Raw genomic sequence first — 25,691 nt, 5'->3', positions numbered from 1 at the left:
TCCTTCGTCATCACAAGCCCTTCAATTCGGTGGAGGCAAGTTTCCTGCTGACGCGCAGCAGTTCGTCATTTTCTGCAACGAGGCCGATGGTGGCACGCAGGTGCCCGGCGATGCCGACGTCGCGGATCAGCACGCCCTCGTCGAGATAGTGCTGCCACGTGCGGGCGGCATCCTCGAAGAGCCCGAACAGAATGAAGTTGGCATCGCTGGGAACGACGGTGTAGCCCATCCCGGTCAGCTCGGCGCTCACCCGATCACGTTCCGACGCCAGTTCGGCGACACTGCCCAGCGTCTCGTCGGCGTGCCGAAGCGCAGCGCGGGCGGCCGCCTGCGTGACCACCGACAGGTGATACGGCAAGCGCACCAACAGCATTGCGTCGATGAACGCGGGCGCCGCGACCAGGTAGCCGAGCCGGCCACCGGCGAAGGCGAACGCCTTGCTCATCGTCCGGCTCACCACCAGCTTGGTGGGGAACTCGTCGATCAGGCTCACAGCGCTCGGCACCGACGAGAATTCGGCGTAGGCCTCGTCGACGACGACGATGCCCGGCGCCGCCGCGAGGATCGGCTTCAGGTCCTCGAGAGCGATGCTGTGTCCGGTCGGATTGTTGGGGCTGGTGACGAACACGACGTCAGGGCGACGCTCCTCGATCACCCGGACCGCGGTGTCGACGTCGAGCGAGAAATCCTCGCGCCGCGGCGCCGGAATCCACTCGGTCTGCGTGCCGGTCACCAGCAGCGGGTGCATCGAGTACGACGGCACGAAGCCCACCGCGCTGCGGCCGGGGCCGCCGAACGCCTGCAGCAACTGCTGCAGCACCTCGTTGGATCCGTTGGCCGCCCACAGATTGGAGACATCGAGCGGGACGCCGGTCTGCCTCGTCATGTACTCGGCCAGGTCGGTGCGCAGCGCGACCGCGTCCCGGTCCGGGTAGCGGTGCAGGTCCGCGGCGGCAGCGCGCACGGCCTCGGCGACGTCATCGACGAGCGCCTTCGACGGCGGGTGCGGATTCTCGTTGGTGTTGAGTTGCACCGGCACCGTCAACTGCGGTGCGCCGTAAGGAGACTGACCACGCAGGTTGTCCCGGATAGGCAGATCGTCGATGCCGACCGCCGATCCGGGGATCACCCCGGCGCTCACTTCAGAGCCTCGATGGCGGCGCCGCCCGTCAGACGCTCGAAGCGCAGCCGCACGGCCTCGCCGTGCGCCGGCAGATCCTCAGCGTTGGCGAGTGCGATGACGTGGCCCGAGACCTCCTCGAGAGCGGACTCGGAGTAGTCGACCACGTGAATGCCGCGCAGGAACGTCTGCACGCTCAGGCCCGACGAGTGCCGCGCGCAGCCCGCGGTGGGCAGCACGTGATTGGAGCCGGCGCAGTAGTCACCGAGGCTCACCGGCGCCCACGGGCCGACGAAAATGGCTCCGGCGGAACGCACCTGGGCGGCGACGGCGGACGCATTCTCGGTCTGGATCTCGAGGTGCTCGGCCGCGTACGCGTTGACGACCCGCAACCCCGACTCGATGTCGTCGACGAGGACGGTGCCGGACTGGCTGCCACTCAGCGCCGTCTCGACCCGCTCGCGGTGCTTGGTGAGCTCGAGCTGCGCGGCCAGCGCCTTGTCGACGGCGTCGGCCAGCTCGGTCGACGTGGTGACGAGCACGCTCGCGGCCAGAACGTCGTGCTCGGCCTGGCTGATCATGTCGGCGGCCACGTGCACGGGGTCGGCGGTGTGATCGGCGAGGATCGCGATCTCCGTCGGCCCGGCCTCGGCGTCGATCCCGACGAGTCCGCGGCACAGGCGCTTGGCTGCGGTGACGAAGATGTTGCCGGGGCCCGTGATCAGGTCGACGGGTGCCAATTCCGCACCGTCGGTGTCGGTGCCACCGTAGGTGAGAAGCGCGACGGCCTGGGCACCTCCCACGGCCCACACCTCCTCGACGCCGAGCAGCGCGGCCGCGGCGAGGATCGTCGGGTGCGGCAGCCCCCCGAACGCGGCCTGCGGCGGCGATGCAACGACGAGCGACTCGACGCCCGCAGCCTGCGCCGGGACGACGTTCATCACGACCGACGACGGGTAGACGGCGTTCCCGCCGGGCACGTACAGCCCGACGCGGTCGACCGGCACCCAGCGCTCGGTGACGGTGCCGCCGGGGACCACCTCGGTGACCGTGTCGGTGCGGCGCTGGTCGGCATGGACCTTGCGGGTCCGCTCGATCGCGACCTCGAGGGCGGCGCGGACGGCGGGGTCGAGTTCGACGAGAGCGCGGTCCAGCTCGGCCTGCGGCACACGGACCGTCGCGGGCCGGACGCCGTCGAACTTCTCGCCGTACCCGAGCGCCGCCTCGGCGCCGCGATCGCGAATGTCCTCGACGACGGGACGGACCTGATGCAGCACCGCGTCCACGTCCACTCCGCCACGGGGCAGCGCGCCCCGGAGCTCAGCGGTGGAAGGGGTACGACCGCGAAGGTCGGTGCGGGCAAGCATGAGAGGTCCTCTCTGGCGAACAGGGGTTCACACCGATTATCCGCGATGGGTGCAAGTTACTTACGCTCCGGCCCCGCGCGCGCGTCGAGTGGCCTCGGCGCAGCGGCGAGCGGTGCCCCTGAACAGCGAATTGCCCGAAAGACACCCCACTGGACACGTGTCCACCCTAGAGTCCCCATCTGCGAGAGCTCGTCGTCCCCCAGCATCCGACACCGCAACGCAGGGAGCTGCCGTGATCCCCGATCCGAGCGCGATCGTTCCGCATGTGACCAGGCGCACCTTTCTGGGTGGCACCGCCGCCGCAATGACTGCCGGCACCGCCGCCGTGATGACTGCCGGCACCGCCGCCGTGATGACTGGTGGCACCGCGGGGGCCACCGGCGTCCTGCGCTCGGAGGTCACCGAGCAGCGCCGACGCGCCGTCGTGATCGGCAGCGGATTCGGTGGCGCGATCGCAGCGATGCACCTCGGTCGAGCCGGGGTGGACACCCTCGTCCTCGAGCGCGGCATCCGGTGGCCTACCGGACCGAACGCCGAGACGTTTCCGCGAATGCTCTCCCCCGATCAACGGTCGGCATGGCTGCAGCCGCACCCTGTGATGACGGGCGCGCCGCCGGCCGTCTTCCCACCGTTCACGGGACTGATGGAGCGCATTCCCGGGAACGGCATGGACATCCTGTGCGGCGCCGGCGTCGGGGGCGGTTCGCTGGTCTACCACGGCATGACCATGCAGCCGAGCGGCGACAACTTCTCGAAGTGCGTCTCCCTGCGCATCGACTACGAACGGATGGAGTCGGAGTACTACCCGCGTGTCGCCCGCATGCTGCGGATCGCGACCATCCCGGACGACCTCCTGAACTCACCCCAGTACAGCTCGTCGCGCCGGTTCGTCGAGATGGCCGACGCCCAGGGCCTGCACACGTTCCGGGTGCCTATGCCCATCGACTGGGACTTCGCCCGACGTGAACTGCGCGGGGAGATGCGCCCGTCGTACACCACCGGCGACGTGATCTACGGAGTCAACAACGGCGGCAAGTTCTCGGTCGACGTCACCTATCTCGCGGAGGCCGAGGCCACCGGCAAGGTGGAGGTGGCGCCGCTGCACCGCGTCAACGACATCGAGCGTGGACGCGACGGAACGTGGATCGTGCACTGCGACCGGATCGGGCGGGACGGGACTGTGCTCGAACGCAAGCGCATCGTCTCCGACGCACTGTTCCTCGGCGCAGGCTCCCCCGGCACAACGCGGCTATTGGTGAAGGCGCGGGCGAAGAACCTGGTCCCGAACCTGCCGGACGCGGTCGGCACGGGCTGGGGCAACAACGGCGACCGCATCTTCATGGTCACCCGCGCCACCGACAGTCCCGGCGCGTGGCAGGGCGGGCCGGCGTGCGTCGGCGTCAAGGACTGGGACAACCCGGCCGGGGCCCTGACAATCGTGCTCGGGCCGGTGCCGTTCCCGCTGGACCTGCACACGACGTCGGTGATCGGTTACGGCGCCGTCGAGGGCCTGGGCGTGTGGCACTACGACGCGGGCCGCGACGACGCGGTGCTCACCTGGAACCAGGCATACGACCGCGGTCTCACCGACGCGATCCGAGCGCGGATCGAGCAGATTGTCGGCGCCGGATTCGGGGTGTCCGCAATCGACGTGAACGCGTTCGACACCAACACGTTCCATCCACTCGGCGGTGCGCCGTTCGAGTCCGTCTGCGACGACGCCGGACGCGTCCACGGCCAGCGCGGCCTGTACGTCCTCGACGGCGCACGCATCCCGGGTTCGACGGGGGCGTGCAACCCGTCGATGACGATCGCCGCGCTCGCCGAGTACAGCATGGACGCGCTCGTCGCCAGCGACGTCGGCACCGCCTTCTAAAAGGAGCAACTGTGAGAACCGTTCTCGGCGCCGCGATCGTCGCCCTCGCTGCCACTCTGCTCGCCGCGCCGAGTGCGCAGGCGTCACCCTTGGGCGACGACTTCCTGTGGGGTGTCGCGACGTCCGGCTTCCAGTCCGAGGGGTCGTCGCCGGACAGCAACTGGGCGCGCTACTCGGCGTCCGGGAGGACCCACGACACGGTGGGCGACGCGGTCGACTTCCGGCACCGCTACGCCGAGGACATCGACAACGCCGCCGCGCTCGGGGTGGACGTGTTCCGGTTCGGTATCGAGTGGGCGCGGGTGCAGCCGAGTCCCGGAGTCTGGAACGAGGCCGAGTTCGCGTATTACGACGACGTCGTCGAGCGGATCCGGAGTCACGGGATGACACCGATGATCACGCTCGATCACTGGGTGTATCCGGGCTGGATCGCCGACCGTGGCGGATGGGCCGATCCGCGCACCGCCGACGACTGGCTGGTCAACGCCGAAAAGGTCGTCGATCGCTACAAGGACGCCGGCGCGATCTGGATCACGTTCAACGAGCCGACCACCTACGCGCAACGTGAACTGACCTTCGGCGGAATCTCGCTGCTCGAGGTCCACAAGATGTTCGACGGGATGACGCGAGCGCACCGCGCGATCTACGACCGGATCCACCAACTCGACCCCGGCGCCCGGGTCGGCAGCAACCTGGCATTCATCCCAGCGGTGTTCGGGATGCTCGACACCCTGTTCGTCGACCGTGTCACCGACAAACTCGACTTCCTCGGGATCGACTACTACTACGGCGTCTCGCTCGACAACGTCTCGGCGATCGCGGCGGCCACCGACCGGTTCTACGACGTCGACCCGCAGCCCGACGGGATTTACCACGCGCTCATGGCGTACCACCGCAAGCTGCCGAACATGCCGCTGTACGTTGTCGAAAACGGAATGCCGACCGACAACGGACAGCCCCGCCCCGACGGCTACACCCGGTCTGATCACCTACGCGATCACGTCTATTGGATCGACCGCGCCCGCGACGACGGCGCCGAGGTGATGGGCTACAACTACTGGTCCATCACCGACAACTACGAGTGGGGTTCGTACCGACCGCGATTCGGCCTGTACACGGTCGACGCCCTCACCGATCCGACGCTCACCCGTCGGCCCACCGACGCGGTCGCGGCATACCGCGACCTCATCGCGGCGGGCGGCGTAGCCGCGGACTACCGACCTGTGAGGCCCGCAGCCTTCTGCTCGCTGGTCGATCCGCCGCGCAGTTGTCTCGGAGGGGGCTCGTCGGGCTCGTAGCCCGCTCCGGAGGTCAGACGCCCGCGGCCGCCGGCAACGCTCGGCCCGGTTCGGAGTTGCCCGGAGTTCGACGGGCGAGCCGTGCCGATGTCCTCTGTTCGACGCCGACCGTCGCACGGAGCTCACGAGGTGCGCTGTTCCCTCGAACAGCGCACCTCGTGGATGGAAGATTCGGGCGTGCCGTACTTAACCGAGTCAGGCTCGAATCGCGTCGAGAACCCGTCCGATCAAAGCCTCTATCGCTGCCAGACCCGGTGGGACCGCAGTTGCTCCACGATCCCGTCGGCCACCCGCTGCAGATCGTCACCCACGTGCACGCCTGCCGTCTCGCGATCGTTCGACAGGCTTTCGGCGCCAGCCGGATCCGCACCGATGGCCTTGCCGTGCCGGAAGGCTTCGTCGAGGAGTCGCACCACCCGTTGATCGACCTCGGCGGTCAGGACCACGATCGCGTCGAACTCGATGGAACGGGCGGTGTCATAGGTACGGGACACCGTGACCGCACGGTCGCCGAGCGTGAGCTTCCCCCCGTGTGGGGCCGTGACCAACGGGACGATTCCCCCGCCGGAAAGGGTCGCGAGGACGGAGTCGAGTGCATCCATGTCGGTTCCCTCGTCCACCACGACCGCCACGTTGCGCCCCTCGACCGGCCATTCCTGGCCCAGCTGCGACAGCGCCGGGCTCGGCTCCATGGGCTCGAGGTCCGCGGTGTCGTCGCCGACGTCGGGAACCGGAAGGCCCAACGATCCGGCGACCCGCTCGCACAGAGTGCTGTCGATCCGCGCGAGCACCTCGAGTGCGCGCTCCTTGATCGGCTGTTCGTAGCACTTGCCGAGTTCGAACGAGTACGCCTCGGCCACATGCCGCTGCTCCACCTCGGACAAACTCTTATAGAAGAGCCGCGCCTGGCTGAAGTGGTCGTCGAACGAACGCGGCTGCGTCCGCTGCTTGGTGGTCGACTCGATCGGGACCGGCACGTCGACGAACCCTGTTCCGGGCGCCGCAGTGAAGGGGCAGCCGCCGTCGAGGCTGTTCGGCTTGTAGGGGGCCACACCGTCGTGCACGCCGGTCTGGTGCATCCCTTCGCGCAGCATGTCGTTGACCGGTGCGTGTGGGCGGTTGATCGGCAGCTGCCCGAAGTTGGGTCCGCCGAGCCGGCTGAGCTGCGTATCCAGATAGGAGAAGAGCCGACCCTGGAGCAGCGGGTCGTCGGTGACGTCGATGCCCGGCACCAGATGACCCGGATGGAACGCCACCTGCTCGGTCTCGGCGAAGAAGTTCGTGGGGTTCGCGGTCAAGGTCATGACACCGATCGGTTGCACCGGTGCCAGTTCCTCCGGGACGAACTTCGTCGGGTCGAGCAGGTCGATGCCCTCGAACTCCTGCTCGGGAGTGTCCGGGAATACCTGCACCCCCAAGGTCCACTCGGGGTAGGCGCCGCTCTCGATGGCATCGGCGAGATCCCGACGATGAAAATCCGGATCCACGCCGGCAGCGATCTGCGCCTCCTCCCACACCAGGGAGTGCACACCCAGGCGGGGCTTCCAGTGGAACTTCACCAGACAGGTCTCGCCGTCGGCATTGATCAGCCGGAAGGTGTGGACACCGAAGCCCTCCATCATTCGGTACGACCGAGGAATTCCCCGGTCGGACATGTTCCACAAGGTGTGGGCGGTGGCCTCGGTGTGGAGGGTGACGAAATCCCAGAACGTGTCGTGCGCGCTCTGCGCCTGAGGGATCTCCCGGTCCGGATGCGGCTTGCCGGCGTGAATGATGTCCGGGAACTTGATGGCGTCTTGGATGAAGAAGACCGGAATGTTGTTGCCCACCAAGTCGAATGTTCCGTCGCCTGTGTAGAACTTGGTCGCAAAGCCGCGGGTGTCGCGCACGGTGTCCGCAGACCCACGCGAGCCGAGGACGGTGGAAAATCGCACGAAAACCGGTGTCTCGACGTCCTTTTGCAGGAACGCCGCGGACGTGATCTTCTCCGCAGCCCCGGTCGCCCGGAATACACCGTGCGCGGCAGCACCACGCGCGTGCACCACGCGCTCGGGGATACGCTCGTGATCGAAATGGGTGATCTTCTCGCGGAAGTGGTGGTCCTGCAGCAGGACCGGTCCCCGGGGCCCCGCCTTGAGAGAATGGTCGGTGTCGGTGAGCCGAGCGCCCTGCGCCGTCGTCAGCGCCTCGCCCTGTTGACGACGATCACCGTCGACCGCACCGGTGGGCGACAGTTGCTCTGGCCTCGACTGATCTTCTTTGGCGAGCTGGGGAACCGGGCCGCTCGTGGGCTCCACCTTCTCCGGCGTGAGTGCGCTCGGCGCACCTGGGACATCGAATTCCTTGGCAGACAACGGCTTCCCGTCCTTTCACATCTTGAGTCATGACCGACCGAGCGCAACTCGGACATACGGGCTGGAGCTCTTTCACCGCCCAGGCGGCCGCTGGGCGACCACGCGCGCCCACCAGCCGTCGAGTGGACTCGGATCCGGATATCGGACGATCTCGGCATCGGCGAGTCGCCTGGACACCGACCGGCATTCACCACTTTCGGAAATCCTCACGAACTTCGTTCCTCCGTTTCGAACAAGGTGGGCACGTCACAACCGACGTCGAACGCAAACAACGCGGCTTGGCGTCTGCGCACCGACCTGAAGCACACGGCGGACTCCACTTGGAGCACCCCGCGTGAATCCGGCCGACTCCCGAGACCGGGCGATCCAACATCGCCCGACTCCTTCGAACCTTCCTAGGGTTAGGTTGCCCACGGACATACAATCTATACCTGACGATACAGATTTTCTCGGCACGGATCACGTCGTGTCAGCATCTACGGGGTGCAGCTGCGCGTAGTCGGCCCTACGGCCCACACCCAGCATGCAGGGTGGATACCGCGCCCTGCCAGGCATCCGAGGCGGGAACAAGCGTCCAACTCCACGTCGGCAGCCGTGAATCCACACCCAGCGGGTGGCCGGCCCGGCCCGGGCGCCCCACCGCACAGCTCGAAGCGAGTCCTGCAAATCTCATGCCGATGGGATAGATTTTGTCGTACTGCCGAGCGATCAATCCTCTACCCACATTCCGAGCATTCGGGAACGACCGGTTACCGAGGACTTCCGATGACCATGAAGATGATGCCGCCCCCAGAAGCCCATCCCACCCCACCCACGGCCCTTCGCGCCTGACCTCCTACATCCCACAGAGAACAGGATGTGCGATGCCCACCACCATCGGCTCACCCGACGCCACCCGGGAACTGTGCGACGAAAAGATACGTAGCTGCGTGCACGACCTTCGACTGCTCCTCGGCAATGGCGAGGTCGACGAGGTCGACGAGGCCGAACACGATCGTCTCGTCGATCAGCTGTGCGTCTCCGCGCTACCGATGGCATACCGCGCCGCCGCCCGCTACCGGAGTAGAGGCGTCCCCTTGGCGGAGCTCGAACAGGTGGCCGCTCTCGCTATGGTCGGCGCCACCCGCCGCTTCGACCCCACCCGCGGCACGGATTTCATTCCGTACGCCGTCGCCACAGTCAGCGGGGAGATCCGCAAGTACTTCCGCGATTTCACGTGGGCCACACACGTCCCCCGCCGACTTCAGGAGTCTCACCTGGCCGTACGAAACAGAACGGCTTCGCTGACAACCGAATTGGGCCGACACGTGGGGCTCGACGAGGTTGCGGAGTCCTTGGGGATGAGCCTGGAAGATGCCACCGAGGCGGAACATGCCGGCGAGCTGTACACGTGCGAATCACTGGACGCCGCCGAGCCCGACGGTGCGAACACCCGATACCGGTCGATCGGCGAATGCGATCCGGACCTCTCGAGGGTCGAACAGCGACATCTACTCCGACGTCTGATGACGCCACTCGACCAGCGCCAACGCAAGTTGCTCTGGCTCAGATATTTCTGTCAGCTTTCCCAGGCAGAGATAGCGGAGCGCGTCGGGCTGTCTCAAATGCACGTATCCCGATTGCTCCGGCAAGCCCTGGAACAACTTCGGATACAGCTCACGCGGCCCAATCCGGTGGCGGCGTGAGAGTGTTCGGAACCGGCTCGAATCGTCGACGGCTACGGATGGTCGCGGGCGACGAGTAGCCCACGGCGCCGGGCGTTCCCGAGTGCTTCGGCCCGACTCGACGCTTCGAGCTTGCGATACACATTGCGAGTGTGTGTGCGCACGGTGTTCAGCGAGACGTGCAGGTCACCGGCGATGGCGCGCAGAGGCTTTCCGGTGGACAACTGGGTGAGGATCAGCCGCTCGGTGCGGGTGAGGCCGGGATTGCGACCGGCGTTCGCTTCGGCCAGCTTCGCCCCGACGTGCACCACGAACGCGTGCGTGTACTGGCCTTCCGACGGCAACGACGCGAACATGTCGGCCACATCGGCGGCGTGGTCGACGAAGGGGCTCACCGTGCGATTCGGTTCGGCGCGTTCGAGAGCCCGCGCAAGGGATGCGGAGGCGTCAGCACTCCGGCGTTCGCGATACGCGACCACCGCGTCGACGAGCCAGGCCCGTACCCCGAGCGTCGGGCTGAGGTGTGAGCTCAGCACCGTACCGACGAACTCGCGCGCCGTGGCCGTGTCGCCCCCCGAGAGGGCCGTCATCGCCCGCGCCACCATCACGTCGGGCGAGTCCCCGAACACGCGAACTGCGTGGTCGATCACCTCTGCGGCGGTGTTGGTTCGCCCGGCATTCAACAGGACCGCGACCACGATGGTGATGTAGATGTTGCTCAGGCCCGATTGCGGGCCGCCCCGGAACAACTTGATCAGTGCCCGGCCGGCGGCATCCGCGTCGTCGGGAGTCGGGCGGGCAGTCCGGCGTGTCCGCAGGAGTGCGAACGCGACCGATGCGTGGGTCCCGGAAACCGGGGCGGTCGTCCCGTCGGGCCGAAAGTGTCGCCGCAATGCGGATACCAGGGCATGGACAGGGCTGTTCTCCGGCAGCACCTCGAAGCGCATGTGGGCGTCCATCAAGATCGCTGCCGCACACTGGAATGCGTCGATGCGATCGGACACGCCGTGCTCGACCGCGTAGTCCAGCGCACGTGCGGCTCGCACTCTCATCGTCTCGAACTCGCCCTGGATACCGGACAGCACCGCCAGCCTCGCGAGGCTGCGCAGTACTTGGCGCGGATGAGCGCCGACGTCTGCGAGCGTGAGCGCCTGTCGCAGTATCCGTTCACTCTGGGCGAGATCTCCCCGGAACATGCGGGCGAGCGCATCCTGTAGAAGGACATAGCAATCCAGGTCGACGTTGCCAGTTGCCGGGCACGCCTCGAGGCGGGCGGACATCCCGTCGGCAACCGCGCCGCCGCCGAGGATGACGCACTCGACCTCCAGCGCCGTCGTGAACGCGTCGGCGACCACGCGGAATCTCTGCGCGGTCGACTTCGACGCCGCGGCGCGCAGATGTGCACGTGCCGCGTCCGGATAGTTCAGTTCGAGAGCTGCCAGCGCCCGCAGTTGCGGCACGCCCGGCAGGTCGCCGTAGCGCGTGCCCAGGAGCCCGAACATCTCTTCGGCCCGTCGGTCGAACACCGCGGTGACGCCGTGCCGAAAGACGAACTCCTCGATCGCGTCTTCGTCGGCGGCCGCGACCATCTGCTCCAGTGCTGCCACCGGTCGCCCCGAATCCTGAAACCACCGTGCTGCGATCATCTGCAGGCGCGTGGACAGGTTGGGGTCCCGTCCGCGCAGGGCGGCCCGGACATGCGACCTGAGAAGTGGGTGCCAGCTGTACTGCAACTCTTTGGCACCCGAGACGAATCGACGTATCGGTACCCCGAGACGCTCCCGATCCGCGAGCGCCCGGTCCACGTTCGCTTCGTCGAGTTGCTCCGCCAGATCGGGGTCGAACGAATCGACGATGCTGGTCGCCTCGATGAACCGCACGAGATAGCCGGGCAGTGCACCCAGAGTCTCCGCTACGACGTACTCGGAAATCGGTTGTGGATGCCGGACCAGGTCGGCGATCGCCGCGCCCGGATCGCCGTACAGTGCCAGCCTGATCGCGGCGATACGCACCGGCACGGCCCAACCCTGCGTCAAGTCATGGAGCGTGTCCAGGTCCGCCGCACCGAGGACGCCACCGTGTTCGGCGACGATCGCGGCGACCGACCGAAGATCGAGTGCCAGCTCCTCCCAGCCGATCCAGGTCAATGAGCCCTCGATCGCGTAGCGCGTCAGCGGCAGTTGCGGGGATCTGCGGCACGCGAGGATCACCGTCGAATGGGCGGGCGCCGACTCCATGAACGCGGCCAACATGCCGAGCGCCGCGTCGTCACTCAGTGCGTGGGCATCATCGAACACCACGATGACCGGGCGTCGCGCGGTCTGGACACCCAACCTCACGTTGTCCAGCGTGCTCTCCAGCCTCCGCACGTCGTTGTCGTCGGGCCCGAGCGTCACCCACATCACCGTCCGATCCCGGGCGGTCCGCTCGAGCCAGTCGACGAGCAGCACGGTCTTCCCGGTGCCCGCGGCGGCGCAGATCAGCACCCGGCCGGGCACCTCACGCGCGACGACCGAGTCGAGGAGCGAGTAGAGGTCCGCACGGGGCTGAACCGTCACCGACAGTCGCGGCACCTCCATTCCGCCATGTGCTGCAGGGTCAGCCGTGGAGACCTCGACCGCCGAGGGAGTCGAGGCGCCGTCGCCGGACACAGTTCGATCCGAATTCTGCTGCGACACATCGCTCCTCCGTCGACCCTGCATGGACTCCCCGACGTGTGGAGTCTTTCAGACATTTCGCCCAGCTAAGGACGTTTCAAGATCAACTGTGAGCGAGGACGCACCCGTCATCGGCGCTGCCGACTACCGGAGTGGATTCAGCGACAGAACAGCGAGCGGGCCCGGTCCGCAGTGTCTTCGAGCCAGGCGGCCCGCTGCGCCGCTGTCGCGTCGGTCACCGGCCGCAGGACCTGGCGGACGAAGGACGGGTCGCCGAGATACGGCGCCAGGCACCGCCCCCAGATCGCCTCGAGCGGGTCCCCGAACACCGCGGCCTCTCGTTCGGCGGTGGTGTCCGAGGTGTTCACCACGAGCATCCTCTCGACCGCGACGAGACTCTCCGGTACACCGGTCGCGTCGGACAGACGGTAGGCGACGCCGGGGACCACGACCCGGTCCATCCACCCGGACAGGATCGCCGGCGGCTTTCCCCACCAGTTGGGATGGACGACGACGAGACCGCGGGCGTCCTGCAGTTCCATGCGGTGACGTCCGACGACGGTGTCGGCCTCGCGCGCCAGGTAGGCCTCGACCGATTCCCCCGTCGTGTAGGCCTCCTCGGCCGAGACGATCGGATCGAACGACTCGGCGTACAGGTCGTGGAAGCGCACGTCGTGCCCGGACGTGGTCAGCACCGATCGGATCCGGTCCGCGATCGCATGGCAGAAGCTGTCCGGGCGAGGGTGCGCGAGGAGCAGCATCACGTGTGACATGGCGCGCTACATATCCAGGCCGAGATCCAGCACGGTGACCGAGTGCGTCAGTGCACCCACCGCCAGGTAGTCGACCCCGGTCGCGGCGTAGTCCGCAGCGACGCCGAGCGTCAGTCCGCCCGACGACTCGAGCCTGGTGGTCGGCGAGAGAGTGTCACGCCGTTGCACCGCGATCTGCGTCTGCCACAGCGGGAAGTTGTCCAGCAGAACGAGTTCGACGCCTTCGCCAAGCACCTCGTCGAGCTGGGTGAGGTTGTCGACCTCCACCTCGCACTCGATGTCCGGGGCGACGGCCTTCACCGCACGCAGTGCCGCGACCACGGAACCCGCCGCGGCGACGTGGTTGTCCTTGATGAGGGCCGCGTCACCGAGACCCATCCGATGGTTCACACCGCCACCCACACGGACCGCGTACTTCTGCAGCCCGCGCAGCCCGGGCAGGGTCTTGCGGCTGTCGCGGATCTTGCAGTCCGTGCCGTCGACGGCGTCGACCCACGCCGACGTCGCGGTCGCGATGCCGGACAGGTGGCACACGAGGTTCAGCATGGTGCGCTCCGCGGTGAGCAGCCCACGCGTGGGCGCGGTCACCGTCAGCACCGAATCGCCCGGCTGCACGCGGGTTCCGTCCACCACGCGGTCCACGACCTCGTAGTTGCCGACGCCGATCACCTCGTCGAGGACGGTCAGCCCGATGTCGATGCCCGCCACGGTGCCCACCGAGCGGGTGACCACAGACGCCGTCGCGACGGCGTCCTCGGGCACCGTCGCGACCGAGGTGATGTCCGGGCCGTAGCGGAGATCCTCGTCGAGCGCCGTGCGCACCAACGCGAGCGTCTCCTGCGGATCGAGTCGGTCCAGCGTGGTCATCGTGCTCCTGTCGATTGCAATTCCGGTACTTCGAGTTCACCGTCTCGGCCGATCCGCACCTCGATGCTGCGGCGGAACGAGTCGGACGTGTCCGGGTAGTCGGTGCGGGTGTGGCAGCCGCGGCTCTCCCGGCGGACGGACGCCGCCATCACGAGTGCCGACGCGGCGATCGTGAGCGCGGTGTCCTCGAGTGCCGCACCGCTGCCGGCCACGGCAACGCCGCTACGGCCCAGCTCGGTTGCCGCGGAGGCGAGCCCGGCGCCGTCCCGGACCACCGAGGCATGCGCGGTCATGAGCGCCTGCACGCGATCACGCGGTGCCCGGCGCCGGAACGGCAGCAACAGGTCGGTCGCCTCGACCGACAGGTCGGCACGCTCCGCCGCCGCGTGACCCACGCGCTCGCCCACGACGAGCCCCTCGAGCAGGCTGTTCGACGCCAGCCGATTGGCGCCGTGCAGGCCCGTGCGGGCCACCTCGCCGGCCGCGAACAGCCCCGCGATCTCGGTCCGGCCGTGCACATCGGTGATCACGCCACCACACGAATAGTGCGCTGCCGGCGCCACCGGGATCAGCTGTTCGGACGGGTCGATACCCGCGTCCAGGCACGACGCGGTCACGGTCGGGAAGCGCGACACGAATCCCGTCAGGTGCCGCGCGTCGAGATAGACGTGATCGCTGCCGCTGTCCCGCAGCCGCTGCGCGATGGCCCGGGAGACGACATCGCGCGGCGCCAGATCGCCCTGCGGATGTACACCGGCGGTGACCGACCGACCCTCGGCATCGACGAGCCGGGCGCCCTCACCGCGCACGGCCTCGCTGATGAGCGGGCGTCGTCCCACCCCGCCGGGCGCGAACAGCACCGTGGGGTGGAACTGAACGAACTCGAGATCAGCCACGGCCGCACCGGCTTCGAGCGCCAGCGCGATGCCGTCAGCGGTGGCGCCGGGCGGATTGGTGCTGCACGAGTACAGCTGCCCCAGACCGCCGGTGGCGAGAACCACGGACGGCGCGTGAATGACTCCGACTCCCCTGTCCGACAACACGATCAGACCGGTGACCCCGGTCCGGTCGGTGGTGACCCGGGCGGCGGCCGCTCCGAACAGCACCGGCATTCCGGCGGCGTTCAACGCCCGCTGCACCTCGGCTCCGGTCGCGTCACCGCCCGCGTGGACGATACGGCGCGTGCTGTGCCCACCCTCGCGCGTGCGGGCGACTGCGCCGTCCGCACCGACGTCGAACACCGCCCCCAGCGCGGTCAGCGCCGCGAACGCCTCACGCCCGGAGGACACGATCGAGCGCACCGCGGCCTCGTCGCACAGTCCCACCCCCGCGACACACGTGTCGCCGGTATGGGAGTCGACCGAGTCGGTCCGCGGATCGCCGACCACGGCGATGCCGCCCTGCGCGTACTGCGTCGCGGTGTCGGTGGGTCCGCCCTTGCTCACCACGAGGACCTGCAGACCCCGCTCCGCGGCGACCCGCGCAGCCGTCAGACCCGCAACACCGCCGCCGACGACCACGACGTCGGCGCGCGCCTCCCACACGACCCCGTCACCCCCGTGGCCGGCGGCCACTACTCTCCGCCGCCGGGGTTTCCGATCTCGATCATGCGCTGCACGGACTTTCGTGCGCGCTCGGCGACATCGGGTGCCACGTGGACCTCGTCCTTGCCCTCGACGAGGCAGCGCAGCAGGGCCGCCGCGGTGATCATCTTCATGTACGGGCACGACGCGCGGTCGTTGACGGCCTGGAAGTCGACGCCCGGCGCGGCCTTGCGCAGCTGGTGCAGCATGCCGACCTCGGTGGCGACGAGGACCTGCTTGGCGCCGGTCTCGCGGGCGGCGTCGAGCATGCCGCCGGTCGAGAGGATCTTGACCTTGTCCTCGGGCACGAAGCCCTCACCAGCGAGGTACAGCGCCGACGTCGCGCAGCCGCACTCGGGGTGGACGAACAGTTCGGCGTCCGGGTGGCTCTTCGCCTTGGCGGTGAGCTCGTCGCCGTTGATGCCGGCGTGCACGTGGCACTCGCCCGCCCAGATGTGCATGTTCTCGCGGCCGGTCACGCGCTTGACGTGCGCGCCGAGGAACTGGTCGGGAAGGAACAGCACCTCGCGGTCCGGGTCGATCGACGCGACGACGTCGACCGCGTTGGACGACGTGCAGCAGATGTCGGTCAGACCCTTCACCTCGGCGGTGGTGTTCACGTAGGACACCACCAGCGCTTCGGGGTGCTCGGCCTTCCACTCCCGCAGCTGATCGGCGGTGATCGAGTCGGCGAGCGAGCAACCGGCCCGCTCGTCCGGGATCAGCACGGTCTTCTCGGGGCTCAGAATCTTGGCGGTCTCGGCCATGAAGTGGACGCCGCAGAACACGATCGTGCCCTCCTCGGCCTCCGCGGCGATCCGCGAGAGCGCCAGCGAGTCGCCGACGTGGTCGGCCACGTCCTGGATCTCGGGCAGCTGGTAGTTGTGCGCCAGAATCGTGGCGTTGCGCTCCTTGGCCAGACGGCGGACCTCGGCCGCCCACTCCGGCCCTGCCTCGACGCCGGTGTACCCACCGGGGCCGTCCACGATCTGTCCTGCACCCGCCCACAACGTGGAGGTCATGGCCACTCCTTCTTTCGAAGCCTCTTCGACGGCTCCGTCACTACAACCCGGGCGGGCTGGCCCGAATTTCCGAAATCGAGGTTTTCGACTTAGGATCGAAAACATGCCACATGGTAGCACCGTCCACGAAGTGCTCACCGCGGTGTTCCAGGTTCGTCCGACTGCGCGAACCATCACCGCAGGTGACGACCATCACGGGCCCACCGGGTGCCGCACCGACGAACTGATGGTGCTGTTGTGGCAGCGCGCACTCGACCCGCAGAAGGGCACGTGGTCGCTGCCCGGCGGCACCCTGCGCGACGACGAGGACCTCAAGACGTCGGCCCGACGCCAGCTCGCCGAGAAGGTCGACGTCCGCGAGGTGGCACACCTGGAACAGTTGTCGGTATTCAGCGATCCACACCGCGTGCCCGGCGATCGCCGCATCGCATCGACCTACCTTGGCCTGGTCCCGCTCCCCGCCGATCCCCAAATCCCGGCGGACACCGCGTGGCATCCAGTCTCGGCACTGCCGGAGATGTCGTTCGACCACGGCACGGTGGTCGAGCACGCCCGCACCCGCCTGGCCGCGAAGCTGTCGTACACGAACATCGCGTTCGCCCTGGCGCCGGACGAGTTCACGATGTCGACGCTACGTGAAATCTACTGCGCTGCACTGGGTTACCAGGTGGATACGACGAATTTGCAGCGTGTTCTCACCCGTCGCGGGGTCATTACCGCCACCGGGAACACGGCCCGCTCAGGGCGGACCGGCGGTCGACCGGCGGCACTGTACCGCTTCACCGACACGCAACTGCGGGTCACGGACGAGTTCGCGGCGCTGCGACCGCCTGTCTGAGCAGGTCGGCGATTCGCCACCGTCCCGACCGGATCACCTCGACGACAAACTGTTTCGTACGACCGTCCCGATCACGCGCCGCCGATCGACACCGTCGGTGGCGAGTTCGAGCGAACCGGTCGCCGCAAGTACGGCGATGCCGTGGATGCCGACCCACAGCGCCGCCGCCCGCACCTCGGGTTCACCGCCTCCCGACACACGCTCGACCATCTCGACGAGCCATCGGAACAACGGTTGCGACACGGTCCGCAATTCGGCGCCGGAACCCTCGAGTAGGTCGTGCCGGAAAATGAGCGTGAACATCGCCGGCCGACCCACCGCGAAAGCGACGTACGCCTCGGCCACCTCGGTGAGATCGCTCCCCGACCGTTCGGCCGCCTCGGCCAAGACCGTCGCGAGATCAGCCAATCCCACCTCTGCGATCGCTGCAAGCAGGCTTCGGTGTGTGGGGAACCAGCGGCGTGGCGCCCCGTGCGAGACGCCGGCACGGCGGGCGATGGCCCGCAGTCCGACGTCGGCCGATCCCGTTTCCTCGAGCAGCTCGACACCAGCCTTCACCAGCGCTTGCCGCGTTCCGTCGTTCATCACGTAGACAGTGTCTCCTATACGGAGTAGACAGTGTCTATGTCTGGACGGAACCGCTACGCCTACACACTGTGCCGATTCGTGTTGATCGGACCGGCACTACGCCTGATGGGCCGGCCGCGCATCATCGGTCGCGAACACATTCCGCGCCGCGGTCCCGTGATCCTCGCCGCCAATCACCTGGCGGTCGCCGACTCCTTCTATCTCACCCTGGCGGCACGGCGACCGACGACGTTCTTGGCGAAGGCCGAGTACTTCGAAGGGCGCGGCATCGTCGGGGCCGCGAAGCGACGGTTCTTCTCCGCACTCGGCCAGATTCCGGTCGATCGCCGCGGCGGTTCCGCGGCGTCACCGGCACTCGAAGCCGCTGTCGGCATAGTCCGTCGCGGAGGCGCTTGGGGCATTCATCCCGAGGGGACGCGGTCACCCGACGGGCGTCTCCATCGGGGCCGGACAGGTGCGATCCGTGTCGCGATGGAGACGGGAGCACCCCTGGTCCCCGTTGCGATCACCGGGACGGCGCGCAGCATCTCGAGCCCCCGGTGGCGGCGTCGGGTCGTCGTCCAGATTCTCCCGCCCATGGACCTGACGCCCTACCGCCGCATGGGGCCGCCGGGAGTGCGGGCCGCGACCGACTCGCTCATGCACACGATCGGCCACCAGACGGGCCAGGCCTACATCGACTCCTACGCAAAGTCGTGGCAGGCGACGGACGCGAAAGCCGACGCCGCGTGAGACCCGTTGTCGCTCACACCTCGCGGAGCCGAAACTCGAGTGTCACGTGCTCGATCGTGTTCTCGGCGTCAGGGTACGACCACGTCGGTCGTGGCCGGAATGCTCGGACGGTCGGTCCGCATGGTGAGCCGAACGTGCCCCGGGCCGGTGGCCACATGCATGTACGCCGGGAAGGTACTCGTGTTGGTCGCCGGAATGTGCTGACTCACCGTGCCGGATTGGCCGGTGTCGAGATTCTGCCAGTCGATGATCGCCGTTGCGTCGCAGGCCAGAACGGTCGACGCCCACTCACCCAGCGGGGAGAAGCCCTGCGAGATACGCAATTCGATGGAGTGAACAGCGCCGGGAGCGGATGAGTACTCAGCGAGGGGCCCGTCGAACGCATTCCCCGAGGCGACGAGCATTCCGGCGCAGATGCCGTTTCCAAGTGTCCACACCGGTGCCATTCCGACATCGGTCATAGCGCACGTCCGGGGCCCTACGTTCGACCACCCGAGCTGGCACGGATCGGCGGCGCTGGCCACGCCCGGCGCCGCAACGAACATGGCGGCACCCATAAGCCCGGCGGCCGCGGTGGAAACAATTCGATGTGAAGTTCTCATCGTCGCAGCATCGCACGGTGCGCCGCGTTCAGCATGCCGGACGCGCGCTTCGCGGATCCGGCTGCGCAGGTGCGGCATTGGATCGCTGCGCTCCGGCGGCGACAGGCATCCGGAGCGGTTCCTCGTTCCTTTAGCCACGCGGCACTAGATTCGTCGCATGACGACGCTGCGTGAACTCGCCCTGATGCGCCTGGTCGCCCAGGGGATCGCGGGCCCCGGATTCGGGTCGGCGGCGGAGGCTGTGCGTCGATTGACCGCTGCGCAGGCGCAGGACTTTCCGGGTGCGCTCACGTCGATCGCACTGCGATCGGGTCCCGAGGGCCGTACGTCGATCCTCGACGCGCTCAACGCCGGCGCAGTCGTGCGCTCGTGGCCTATGCGCGGAACGCTGCACTTCGTCGCGGCGCAGGACCTGCCGTGGATGCTGGCCCTCACCGGCGCTCGGACGCTGTCGAGTGCGCGGGCCCGCCACCGGGCACTCGACATCGACGACGCGGCGGTGGAGCAGGCGGGTGCCGTGGCCCGGAACGTCCTCGCCGGCAACGGCCTCGACCGTGGCCATCTGTTGCACGAATGGGGGCAGGCCGGAATCGCGACAGCGAATCAGCGCGGGCAGCACCTGATGTGGACGCTCGCGCTGACCGGGGTCGTGTGCCTCGGTCCCGTCGACGACGGACAGCAACGAGTGGTGTTGTCGGCCGAGTGGATCCGGGACGCGCGGGAACTCCACGGCGACGAGGCGCTCGCCGAGTGGGCGACGCGCTACTTCCGCAGCCACGGCCCGGCGACGCTCGACGACTTCGTGTGGTGGACGAAACTCCCGGTCCGGCAGGCGCGGGCCGGGTTGGCGATGGCGTCCGAGCACCTCGAGCGGATCCAGGTCGACGGCACCGACTACTTTCTCGATCCGGCTACCCCCGGCCTACTGGCGACTCATCGACGGGAAGCCCGCGGGATCTTCCTACTTCCCGGATTCGACGAGTTCATCCTCGGATACCGGGACCGCAGCGCGGCCGTGGATCGGGCGTTTCAGCCGCGCCTGCAGCCCGGCAACAACGGCATGTTCAGCCCCACCGTCGTCGACAACGGGCGGGTGGTCGGCACGTGGAAGCGGCCCCGCCGGGGCACCACCGCTGATGTCGACGCGACCCCGTTCACCAGGTTCAGCACACGCACCGAAAGGGCGATCCCCAAGGCGTACTCGATGCTGGCCTGAAATCCACCGACCGGCTACGGGCCCTCGTCGACGGTGGCCGGTTCTTCGGCAACGACGGAGCGCTCCCCGTCGCCGACGCCGAGGTCGTCGTCAGGACTGAGTGACACGAGCAGCAGATAGATCAGGGCGGCCGCGAGTGGCTGGGCGACCAGAACGAGTGGTGTCGACAGACCCGGAGCCACCGCGACAACGGTGTCGACCGCCGAACCCTCAGGTTTCGGATAGCGCAGCCCCGCGAGCCCCATGCCGACGAGGGCAGCCACACCCGCGCCCGCGGCCGACCCGACGATCAGGGCCGCAACCGCACCGGGGCCGCGGGACTTGCGCATCCCCCACACGACGACCGCCGACAGCACACCGAGCACGATCGCGATCCCCGAGAAGATCGCGACCGCGTCGAAGCGGTGCAGGCTCTCGGTCGTGAGCACGACACCCCGGCTCTCGGCGACCACGAGCACGTGCACCGCCGGCGCCAGCAGAGCCCAGACGGCCCCGGCGGGGACACCGAGGATCGTCAGTACTGCAACGATCCTCGCTGCGGCTCGCAGCGAGAGGTGTCGGGGTGGCGTCACACCAGGCGACGTTACCTGCGGCCGACCAGAGTCGAGTCGAGGACACCGTGCCGGGAACACTTCGCCCACCAGCCGTCGGGACTGACCTGGACGATCATCCGGCGCCCGCACTGTTCGCAGAACCGCGGAGGCTCGAGACCCAACTGCGCCGACACGGACGTCGCGGCGTTTACTCCGGAGACGATCCGCTGCCCGGTGAACGGGTCGTAACGCTCGCTCTCCGCAGCGGTCACGGTGCGAGCCGGGCCACCCGCAGAGTCAGAGCGTCGCATTGAGCGCCTTGATCGGCATCTCGAGGTCCACCAGCAGATCCAGGTCGCTCTCGGCGGGCCGACCCAGGGTGGTCAGGTAGTTGCCGACGATGACCGCGTTGATGCCGCCGAGCATGCCCTGCTTGGCGCCGAGGTCGCCGAGGGTGATCTCACGGCCGCCGGCGAAACGCAGGATCGTGCGCGGCAGCGCGAGACGGAACGCCGCCACCGACTTGAGGGCCTCGCTCGCGGGCAGCACATCCAGATCACCGAACGGCGTGCCCGGGCGCGGGTTGAAGAAGTTGAGCGGCACCTCGTCCGGTTCGAGGGCGGCGAGGTTGGCCGCGAACTCGGCGCGCTGCTCGACGCTCTCACCCATACCGAGGATGCCGCCGCAGCACACTTCCATGCCGGCCTCTCGGACCATGCGGAGAGTCTCCCACCGCTCGTCCCACGTGTGGGTGGTGACGACGTTGGGGAAGTACGACTCGGCGGTCTCGAGATTGTGGTTGTAGCGGTGCACGCCCATGGCCGCCAACTGGTCGACCTGCTCCTGCGTGAGCATGCCGAGCGAGCACGCGATCTGGATGTCGACCTCGTTGCGGATGGCCTCGATACCGGCGGCGACCTGCGCGAGCAGCTTCTCGTCGGGGCCACGGACGGCGGCGACGATGCAGAACTCGGTGGCACCGGACTTCGCGGTCTGCTTCGCGGCCTCGACCAGGCTCGGGATATCGAGCCACGCGGCACGCACGGGCGACTGGAACAGCCCCGACTGCGAACAGAAGTGGCAGTCCTCGGGGCAGCCGCCGGTCTTGAGGCTGATGATCCCCTCGACCTCGACCTCGGGGCCGCACCACTTCATCCGCACGTCGTGCGCGAGGGCGAGCAACTCCTCGAGTCGGTCGTCGCCGAGGCGCAGCACCTCGAGCACCTGCTCCTGGTTCAGGGCTTCTCCGCGGTCGAGTACCTGCTCGCGGGCGGTGGCAAGAATGTCGAGGTCGAGAACGTCGGGGGCGCTGGTCACTGCAAACTCCTCGGGTGCGGACAGTCCCGACACCCGGGACCTGACGACTACAGCAGCTAGATCGGTGCCGGACTTGAACACCGTACAAGTTGAACGGCGTTCACGTTAGAGCCGCGGTCGATTAGTGTCAAAGGAACAGGCCACCCCGGACCCGGGGGCCGAACCGGAGGAGCAGGTCAGTGCAGCTACGACGCGGCGACGTCCTCGACGGGGCGATGGCGATCCTCGACGAGTACGGCCTGGCCGATCTGACGATGCGGCGCCTGGCGACCTCGCTCGGCGTGCAGCCCGGCGCCCTCTACTGGCACTTCCCCAACAAGCAGACCCTCCTGGGCGCAATGGCCGACCGGATCCTCGAGGGCGTCGACGCCCCCGTCTCATCCGAGCGCTGGGACGACGGCATCGCCGAACTGGCACACCGCCTGCGCGGGGCACTGCTCGCGCACCGCGACGGCGCCGAACTGGTCGCCGCAACCTACGCGTCCCGCATGACATCGAACCTGGCCCGCGAAAGCTTCGTGGGCGCCGGCGTCCGGGCCGGACTCCCCCTTCCCTACGCGGAACTCGCGGCCTACACGCTGCTCTACTTCGTGCTCGGCCACACCGTCGACGAGCAGTCGCGGGCACAGATGGAGGCGATGGGCGCCCTCACTCGCACGCCCGCCTCGCCCGACACCGCGACCGCCGCCGACGTCGGCTCCGACGACGAACTGCTCGACGGCGATCCGTCCGTTCGATTCGATTTCGGACTGGCGCTGTTCATCGACGGGGTGCGGGCCCGCCTGGGCCGACCCGCCGACAAACCCTCGTAGGCCCACCGCCTCCAGGCATCTTTACAGCCGTACGAGTGCAGCCGAGTTCGGCTATTCCAACTGTTCCGTCAGGTGCGGATTTTCGCTCGTCAATACTCAGGCACGAACCGGGGCGTCCAGTCGGCGGACCACGACGCTGCCGTGAGCGCGGCGGGTTGGACGACGTGCTGCACGGTCCCACCCTCTCCGCCGAAAGATGTTCGAACGGAACAACCTTTGAGCGTCAGGTCGACTTCGAGGGAACCGCCGACGATTGACAACACCCACTGGTCCATATCCCTGAGCAGCTCGGCGGACCCGCGATCGCATCCGTCGCATCCGCAATCGGGAACTTCCGCCAACCTCACCGCGGGGTCCCCCGCCGCAACCGTGACGGTGTAGATGTGGTTGCTGTCCACCGGCGTATGTGTCGTCAACACCAGCGGAACCGCACCGTCGGCGACGGGCGCGAGGACAGTGTCGGCACCGCCCGATTCGAACGGACGAAGCGCCCACTCCACGGACGGCGCCTCTCGCGCCCAACCCCGACCGAGGAGAACCTCCGCCCATGCTCGCGCCCTGGCCACCACGATCAGGAACTTGTCCGGGTCGGTGACCCGCTCGTAAGCGTCCTCTCCCGGGGCGGGGCCGTCCTGCTGGGGGTCGGGCCACTGCGGAGTGTGTGCTCCGGCGACCGCGAATGCCGCGTCGACGTCGTCGAGCAGTTCGCAGACCTCGCGCGAGAGCACCGAGGCCTTACCGCCCCTGCCGGTTTCGAGGAACCGACGAACGTCGCCGTTCCAGGCCACCCACCAGCTCGATCCCGTTTCGCTCCCCATCTGCGAGACGCTACCTACCCGACACCTGGGTCAGGAAACGTCCTGGCGCCGTTCGGCTACCGCGACGCAGATGTCCCGGTCGACGGCGACCGCGCGGGCAGCGTCGACGTCGCCCGCCCCGAGCAGTTCGCGTTCACGGTCGGTGAGCGCGTGGATGGCGCGGGCAAGTTCGTCGTGATCCATCGCCCACGCCGCGGCGTGTACCGGTGAGGTGCGGGTGCGGCTACGCGCAGACCACTCCTGCCACCCGAACCACGCGAGTGCCAGCATCATCGCAACGACGGGAAGGACCGCGAGCACCGCGAGCCACGTCGGTGGCGTCGCCATCTCACCGGCAAACTCCCCCGGATATTCACCCGGTCCCATAAACGACACCCCCAGTACGAAGCCGCGTCCAGCACTTTCGATGCTAGCGCCGCCGAATCCTGTGCGGAGATCACGTCCCGGCCAGCAGAATGGGAGATGCAGCGCACGCTCACGACATCTGCGGGGTGACGCGATGATCGGAAGACTGCTAGGCCGAACCGCACTCGCGATCGCGACCGTCACGACGGCGATCGGGGTGACGGCCGCCGCCGCGCACCCGTTGCACGTGCAGACGTCGAACTCGACTGTCTCGCCGGGGTCCGTGACGTCGGTGGAACCGTTGCCTGCGTCGTCATGGATTCCGGGTGCGGTCACCGGAATCAAGCTCACCTACTGGACCACCGGACCGCTGGGCCGTCCGGCACCGAGCACCGGCGCCGTCTTCCTCCCGCCGGGACAGCCACCGGACGGCGGTTGGCCGGTGATCTCGTGGGCACACGGCACGGTGGGCATCGCCGATCGATGCTCGCCCACCGTGACCGGGACGGTCGGCACCCCGTATCTGGCGCGCTGGCTGTCGCAGGGATACGCGATCGTCGCCACCGACTACGTCGGCCTGGGAACCCCCGGCCTGCACCCCTATCTGGACGGACCCACCGAGGCGAACAGCGTGATCGACATGGTGCGGGCAGCACGGGACGTCGAGCCCACCCTGTCCTCGCGCTGGGTGGCTCTCGGACAGTCGCAGGGCGGCCAGGCGGCACTGTTCACCGCGGCGCGGGCGACGCGCTACGCACCGGACCTCGACTACCGCGGTGCGGTCGCGACCGGGGCGCCGTCGAACCTCGAGAATCTGACGACACTCGTGCGGCCGGGATTCCCCCAACTTCCACTCACCGGCAGCACGGTCTTCGTGACGTACATCCTGGCGGGCCTGCGGGCGGCACGCCCGGATCTGGACGTCGACCGATTCCTCACCGCGACGGGGCGCGATGCCCTCGCCGCCGCCGAGTCCGAGTGCTACGAGACGATGGCCCCGAGACTGGAGGGCGTCTCGATCGGCGACCTCGTCTCCCGTCCACTCGACGATCCTGCCCTCCTCGCCGCGGTCCGGAACATGCTCGAGGTTCCCACCTCCGGGTACGACCGGCCGGTGTTCCTCGGCCAGGGTCTGACCGACGAGATGGTGCCGGCCCCGCTGGCACTGAAGTTGGCGGCGGATCTGGCCGTCCAGCGGCAACCGGTCACCTTCCGCACATACCCCACCGGGCATCTCGAGACGATGCGGGCGTCGTTGCCGGACGCGACGGCCTTCGTGAGGGGGCTGTTCGCGCCGTGACGCCAGGTG

At 68.2% G+C, this 25,691-nt stretch carries 23 protein-coding genes; 8 read left to right on the top strand and 15 right to left on the bottom strand.

Translation table 11 applies throughout. The features are described from left to right. Nucleotides 1-10: 10 nt before the first annotated feature. Nucleotides 11-1,141: a histidinol-phosphate transaminase gene (locus C8K36_RS06795; RefSeq protein ID WP_107983563.1), complete on the bottom strand. Its 1,131-nt coding sequence runs from the start codon at nucleotides 1,139-1,141 to the stop codon at nucleotides 11-13. Continuing rightward, nucleotides 1,138-2,487 carry a histidinol dehydrogenase gene (gene hisD, locus C8K36_RS06790; protein ID WP_107983562.1) on the bottom strand — a complete coding sequence of 450 codons (1,350 nt, stop codon included), beginning with the start codon at nucleotides 2,485-2,487 and terminating at the stop codon, nucleotides 1,138-1,140. Before hisD ends, C8K36_RS06795 begins: the two co-directional genes overlap by 4 nt. A 304-nt stretch (nucleotides 2,488-2,791) precedes the next feature. Between hisD and C8K36_RS06785 the strand changes: the two genes are divergently transcribed. Together C8K36_RS06785 and C8K36_RS06780 are read left to right on the top strand one after the other, a co-directional pair. Next, complete coding sequence (locus tag C8K36_RS06785) at nucleotides 2,792-4,363, top strand: GMC oxidoreductase (RefSeq protein ID WP_258195290.1); 1,572 nt, start codon at nucleotides 2,792-2,794, stop codon at nucleotides 4,361-4,363. Between the two features lie 11 nt (nucleotides 4,364-4,374). Then, entirely contained in the window at nucleotides 4,375-5,661 is a 1,287-nt protein-coding gene (locus tag C8K36_RS06780) for a glycoside hydrolase family 1 protein (protein WP_107983560.1), read from the top strand. Between the two features lie 236 nt (nucleotides 5,662-5,897). Here C8K36_RS06780 and C8K36_RS06775 read toward each other — a convergent pair whose 3' ends face one another. Then, nucleotides 5,898-8,015, bottom strand: coding sequence for a catalase (locus C8K36_RS06775; RefSeq protein ID WP_107983559.1), 2,118 nt, complete (start codon nucleotides 8,013-8,015; stop codon nucleotides 5,898-5,900). Nucleotides 8,016-8,878: 863 nt separating this feature from the next. Between C8K36_RS06775 and C8K36_RS06770 the strand changes: the two genes are divergently transcribed. Beyond that, a complete protein-coding gene (locus tag C8K36_RS06770) occupies nucleotides 8,879-9,700 on the top strand; it encodes a sigma-70 family RNA polymerase sigma factor (RefSeq protein ID WP_107983558.1) in 822 nt (273 codons plus the stop codon). A 32-nt stretch (nucleotides 9,701-9,732) separates the two neighbouring features. On the opposite strand, the gene C8K36_RS06765 is transcribed toward C8K36_RS06770, so the two are convergent. The 5 genes from C8K36_RS06765 to nadA all read right to left on the bottom strand — a co-directional run bounded on the left by C8K36_RS06765 (nucleotide 9,733) and on the right by nadA (nucleotide 16,581). Then, nucleotides 9,733-12,237: a LuxR C-terminal-related transcriptional regulator gene (locus C8K36_RS06765; RefSeq protein WP_258195196.1), complete on the bottom strand. Its 2,505-nt coding sequence runs from the start codon at nucleotides 12,235-12,237 to the stop codon at nucleotides 9,733-9,735. 257 nt (nucleotides 12,238-12,494) lie between these two features. After that, nucleotides 12,495-13,109, bottom strand: coding sequence for an NAD(P)H-dependent oxidoreductase (locus C8K36_RS06760; protein ID WP_107983556.1), 615 nt, complete (start codon nucleotides 13,107-13,109; stop codon nucleotides 12,495-12,497). Nucleotides 13,110-13,115: 6 nt separating this feature from the next. After that, nucleotides 13,116-13,976, bottom strand: a complete 861-nt coding sequence (gene nadC / locus C8K36_RS06755) for a carboxylating nicotinate-nucleotide diphosphorylase (RefSeq protein ID WP_107983555.1) — start codon at nucleotides 13,974-13,976, stop codon at nucleotides 13,116-13,118. After that, on the bottom strand, nucleotides 13,973-15,550 hold the full coding sequence (locus C8K36_RS06750; RefSeq protein WP_107983554.1) for an L-aspartate oxidase: 1,578 nt from the start codon (nucleotides 15,548-15,550) through the stop codon (nucleotides 13,973-13,975). The genes nadC and C8K36_RS06750 overlap by 4 nt, the downstream gene beginning before the upstream one ends. Then, nucleotides 15,550-16,581, bottom strand: coding sequence for a quinolinate synthase NadA (gene nadA / locus C8K36_RS06745; protein WP_107983553.1), 1,032 nt, complete (start codon nucleotides 16,579-16,581; stop codon nucleotides 15,550-15,552). The genes C8K36_RS06750 and nadA overlap by 1 nt, the downstream gene beginning before the upstream one ends. A gap of 103 nt (nucleotides 16,582-16,684) precedes the next feature. Between nadA and C8K36_RS06740 the strand changes: the two genes are divergently transcribed. Beyond that, nucleotides 16,685-17,419 (top strand): NUDIX hydrolase, encoded by a 735-nt coding sequence (locus tag C8K36_RS06740; RefSeq protein ID WP_107983552.1) that lies wholly within the window; start codon nucleotides 16,685-16,687, stop codon nucleotides 17,417-17,419. Between the two features lie 33 nt (nucleotides 17,420-17,452). Here the strand turns inward: C8K36_RS06740 and C8K36_RS06735 are convergent, their stop codons facing one another. Further along, on the bottom strand, nucleotides 17,453-18,004 hold the full coding sequence (locus C8K36_RS06735) for a TetR/AcrR family transcriptional regulator (RefSeq protein WP_107983551.1): 552 nt from the start codon (nucleotides 18,002-18,004) through the stop codon (nucleotides 17,453-17,455). Nucleotides 18,005-18,043: 39 nt separating this feature from the next. Here C8K36_RS06735 and C8K36_RS06730 point away from each other — a divergent pair, with 39 nt between their 5' ends. Next, nucleotides 18,044-18,739: a lysophospholipid acyltransferase family protein gene (locus C8K36_RS06730; protein ID WP_107983550.1), complete on the top strand. Its 696-nt coding sequence runs from the start codon at nucleotides 18,044-18,046 to the stop codon at nucleotides 18,737-18,739. 68 nt (nucleotides 18,740-18,807) lie between these two features. Here the strand turns inward: C8K36_RS06730 and C8K36_RS06725 are convergent, their stop codons facing one another. After that, a complete protein-coding gene (locus C8K36_RS06725; protein WP_107983820.1) occupies nucleotides 18,808-19,200 on the bottom strand; it encodes a hypothetical protein in 393 nt (130 codons plus the stop codon). Nucleotides 19,201-19,498: 298 nt separating this feature from the next. On the opposite strand from C8K36_RS06725, the gene C8K36_RS06720 reads away from it, so the two are divergent. Then, complete coding sequence (locus C8K36_RS06720; protein WP_107983549.1) at nucleotides 19,499-20,557, top strand: winged helix DNA-binding domain-containing protein; 1,059 nt, start codon at nucleotides 19,499-19,501, stop codon at nucleotides 20,555-20,557. Nucleotides 20,558-20,571: 14 nt separating this feature from the next. Here the strand turns inward: C8K36_RS06720 and C8K36_RS06715 are convergent, their stop codons facing one another. The 3 genes from C8K36_RS06715 to bioB are packed head-to-tail and all read right to left on the bottom strand — an operon-like array spanning nucleotide 20,572 to nucleotide 22,407. Continuing rightward, nucleotides 20,572-21,129, bottom strand: a complete 558-nt coding sequence (locus C8K36_RS06715) for a DUF2567 domain-containing protein (protein WP_258195194.1) — start codon at nucleotides 21,127-21,129, stop codon at nucleotides 20,572-20,574. 11 nt (nucleotides 21,130-21,140) lie between these two features. Beyond that, nucleotides 21,141-21,401, bottom strand: coding sequence for a hypothetical protein (locus tag C8K36_RS06710; protein ID WP_107983548.1), 261 nt, complete (start codon nucleotides 21,399-21,401; stop codon nucleotides 21,141-21,143). Next, on the bottom strand, nucleotides 21,388-22,407 hold the full coding sequence (gene bioB / locus C8K36_RS06705) for a biotin synthase BioB (protein WP_107983818.1): 1,020 nt from the start codon (nucleotides 22,405-22,407) through the stop codon (nucleotides 21,388-21,390). Before bioB ends, C8K36_RS06710 begins: the two co-directional genes overlap by 14 nt. A gap of 179 nt (nucleotides 22,408-22,586) precedes the next feature. Between bioB and C8K36_RS06700 the strand changes: the two genes are divergently transcribed. Beyond that, nucleotides 22,587-23,219 (top strand): TetR/AcrR family transcriptional regulator C-terminal domain-containing protein, encoded by a 633-nt coding sequence (locus C8K36_RS06700; RefSeq protein ID WP_107983547.1) that lies wholly within the window; start codon nucleotides 22,587-22,589, stop codon nucleotides 23,217-23,219. An 89-nt stretch (nucleotides 23,220-23,308) separates the two neighbouring features. Here the strand turns inward: C8K36_RS06700 and C8K36_RS06695 are convergent, their stop codons facing one another. Both C8K36_RS06695 and C8K36_RS06690 read right to left on the bottom strand, forming a co-directional pair. Further along, on the bottom strand, nucleotides 23,309-24,037 hold the full coding sequence (locus C8K36_RS06695) for a DUF6226 family protein (protein WP_107983546.1): 729 nt from the start codon (nucleotides 24,035-24,037) through the stop codon (nucleotides 23,309-23,311). 30 nt (nucleotides 24,038-24,067) lie between these two features. After that, a complete protein-coding gene (locus C8K36_RS06690; protein ID WP_107983817.1) occupies nucleotides 24,068-24,364 on the bottom strand; it encodes a hypothetical protein in 297 nt (98 codons plus the stop codon). A gap of 172 nt (nucleotides 24,365-24,536) precedes the next feature. Here C8K36_RS06690 and C8K36_RS06685 point away from each other — a divergent pair, with 172 nt between their 5' ends. Further along, on the top strand, nucleotides 24,537-25,682 hold the full coding sequence (locus tag C8K36_RS06685) for a lipase family protein (protein ID WP_107983545.1): 1,146 nt from the start codon (nucleotides 24,537-24,539) through the stop codon (nucleotides 25,680-25,682). Nucleotides 25,683-25,691 lie beyond the last annotated feature (9 nt).

This window comes from Rhodococcus sp. OK519, from assembly GCF_003051005.1.
Taxonomy (GTDB): Bacteria; Actinomycetota; Actinomycetes; order Mycobacteriales; family Mycobacteriaceae; genus Prescottella.
Note: the sequence above shows the minus strand (reverse complement) of the source record. Positions and strands in the feature narration are given on the sequence as shown.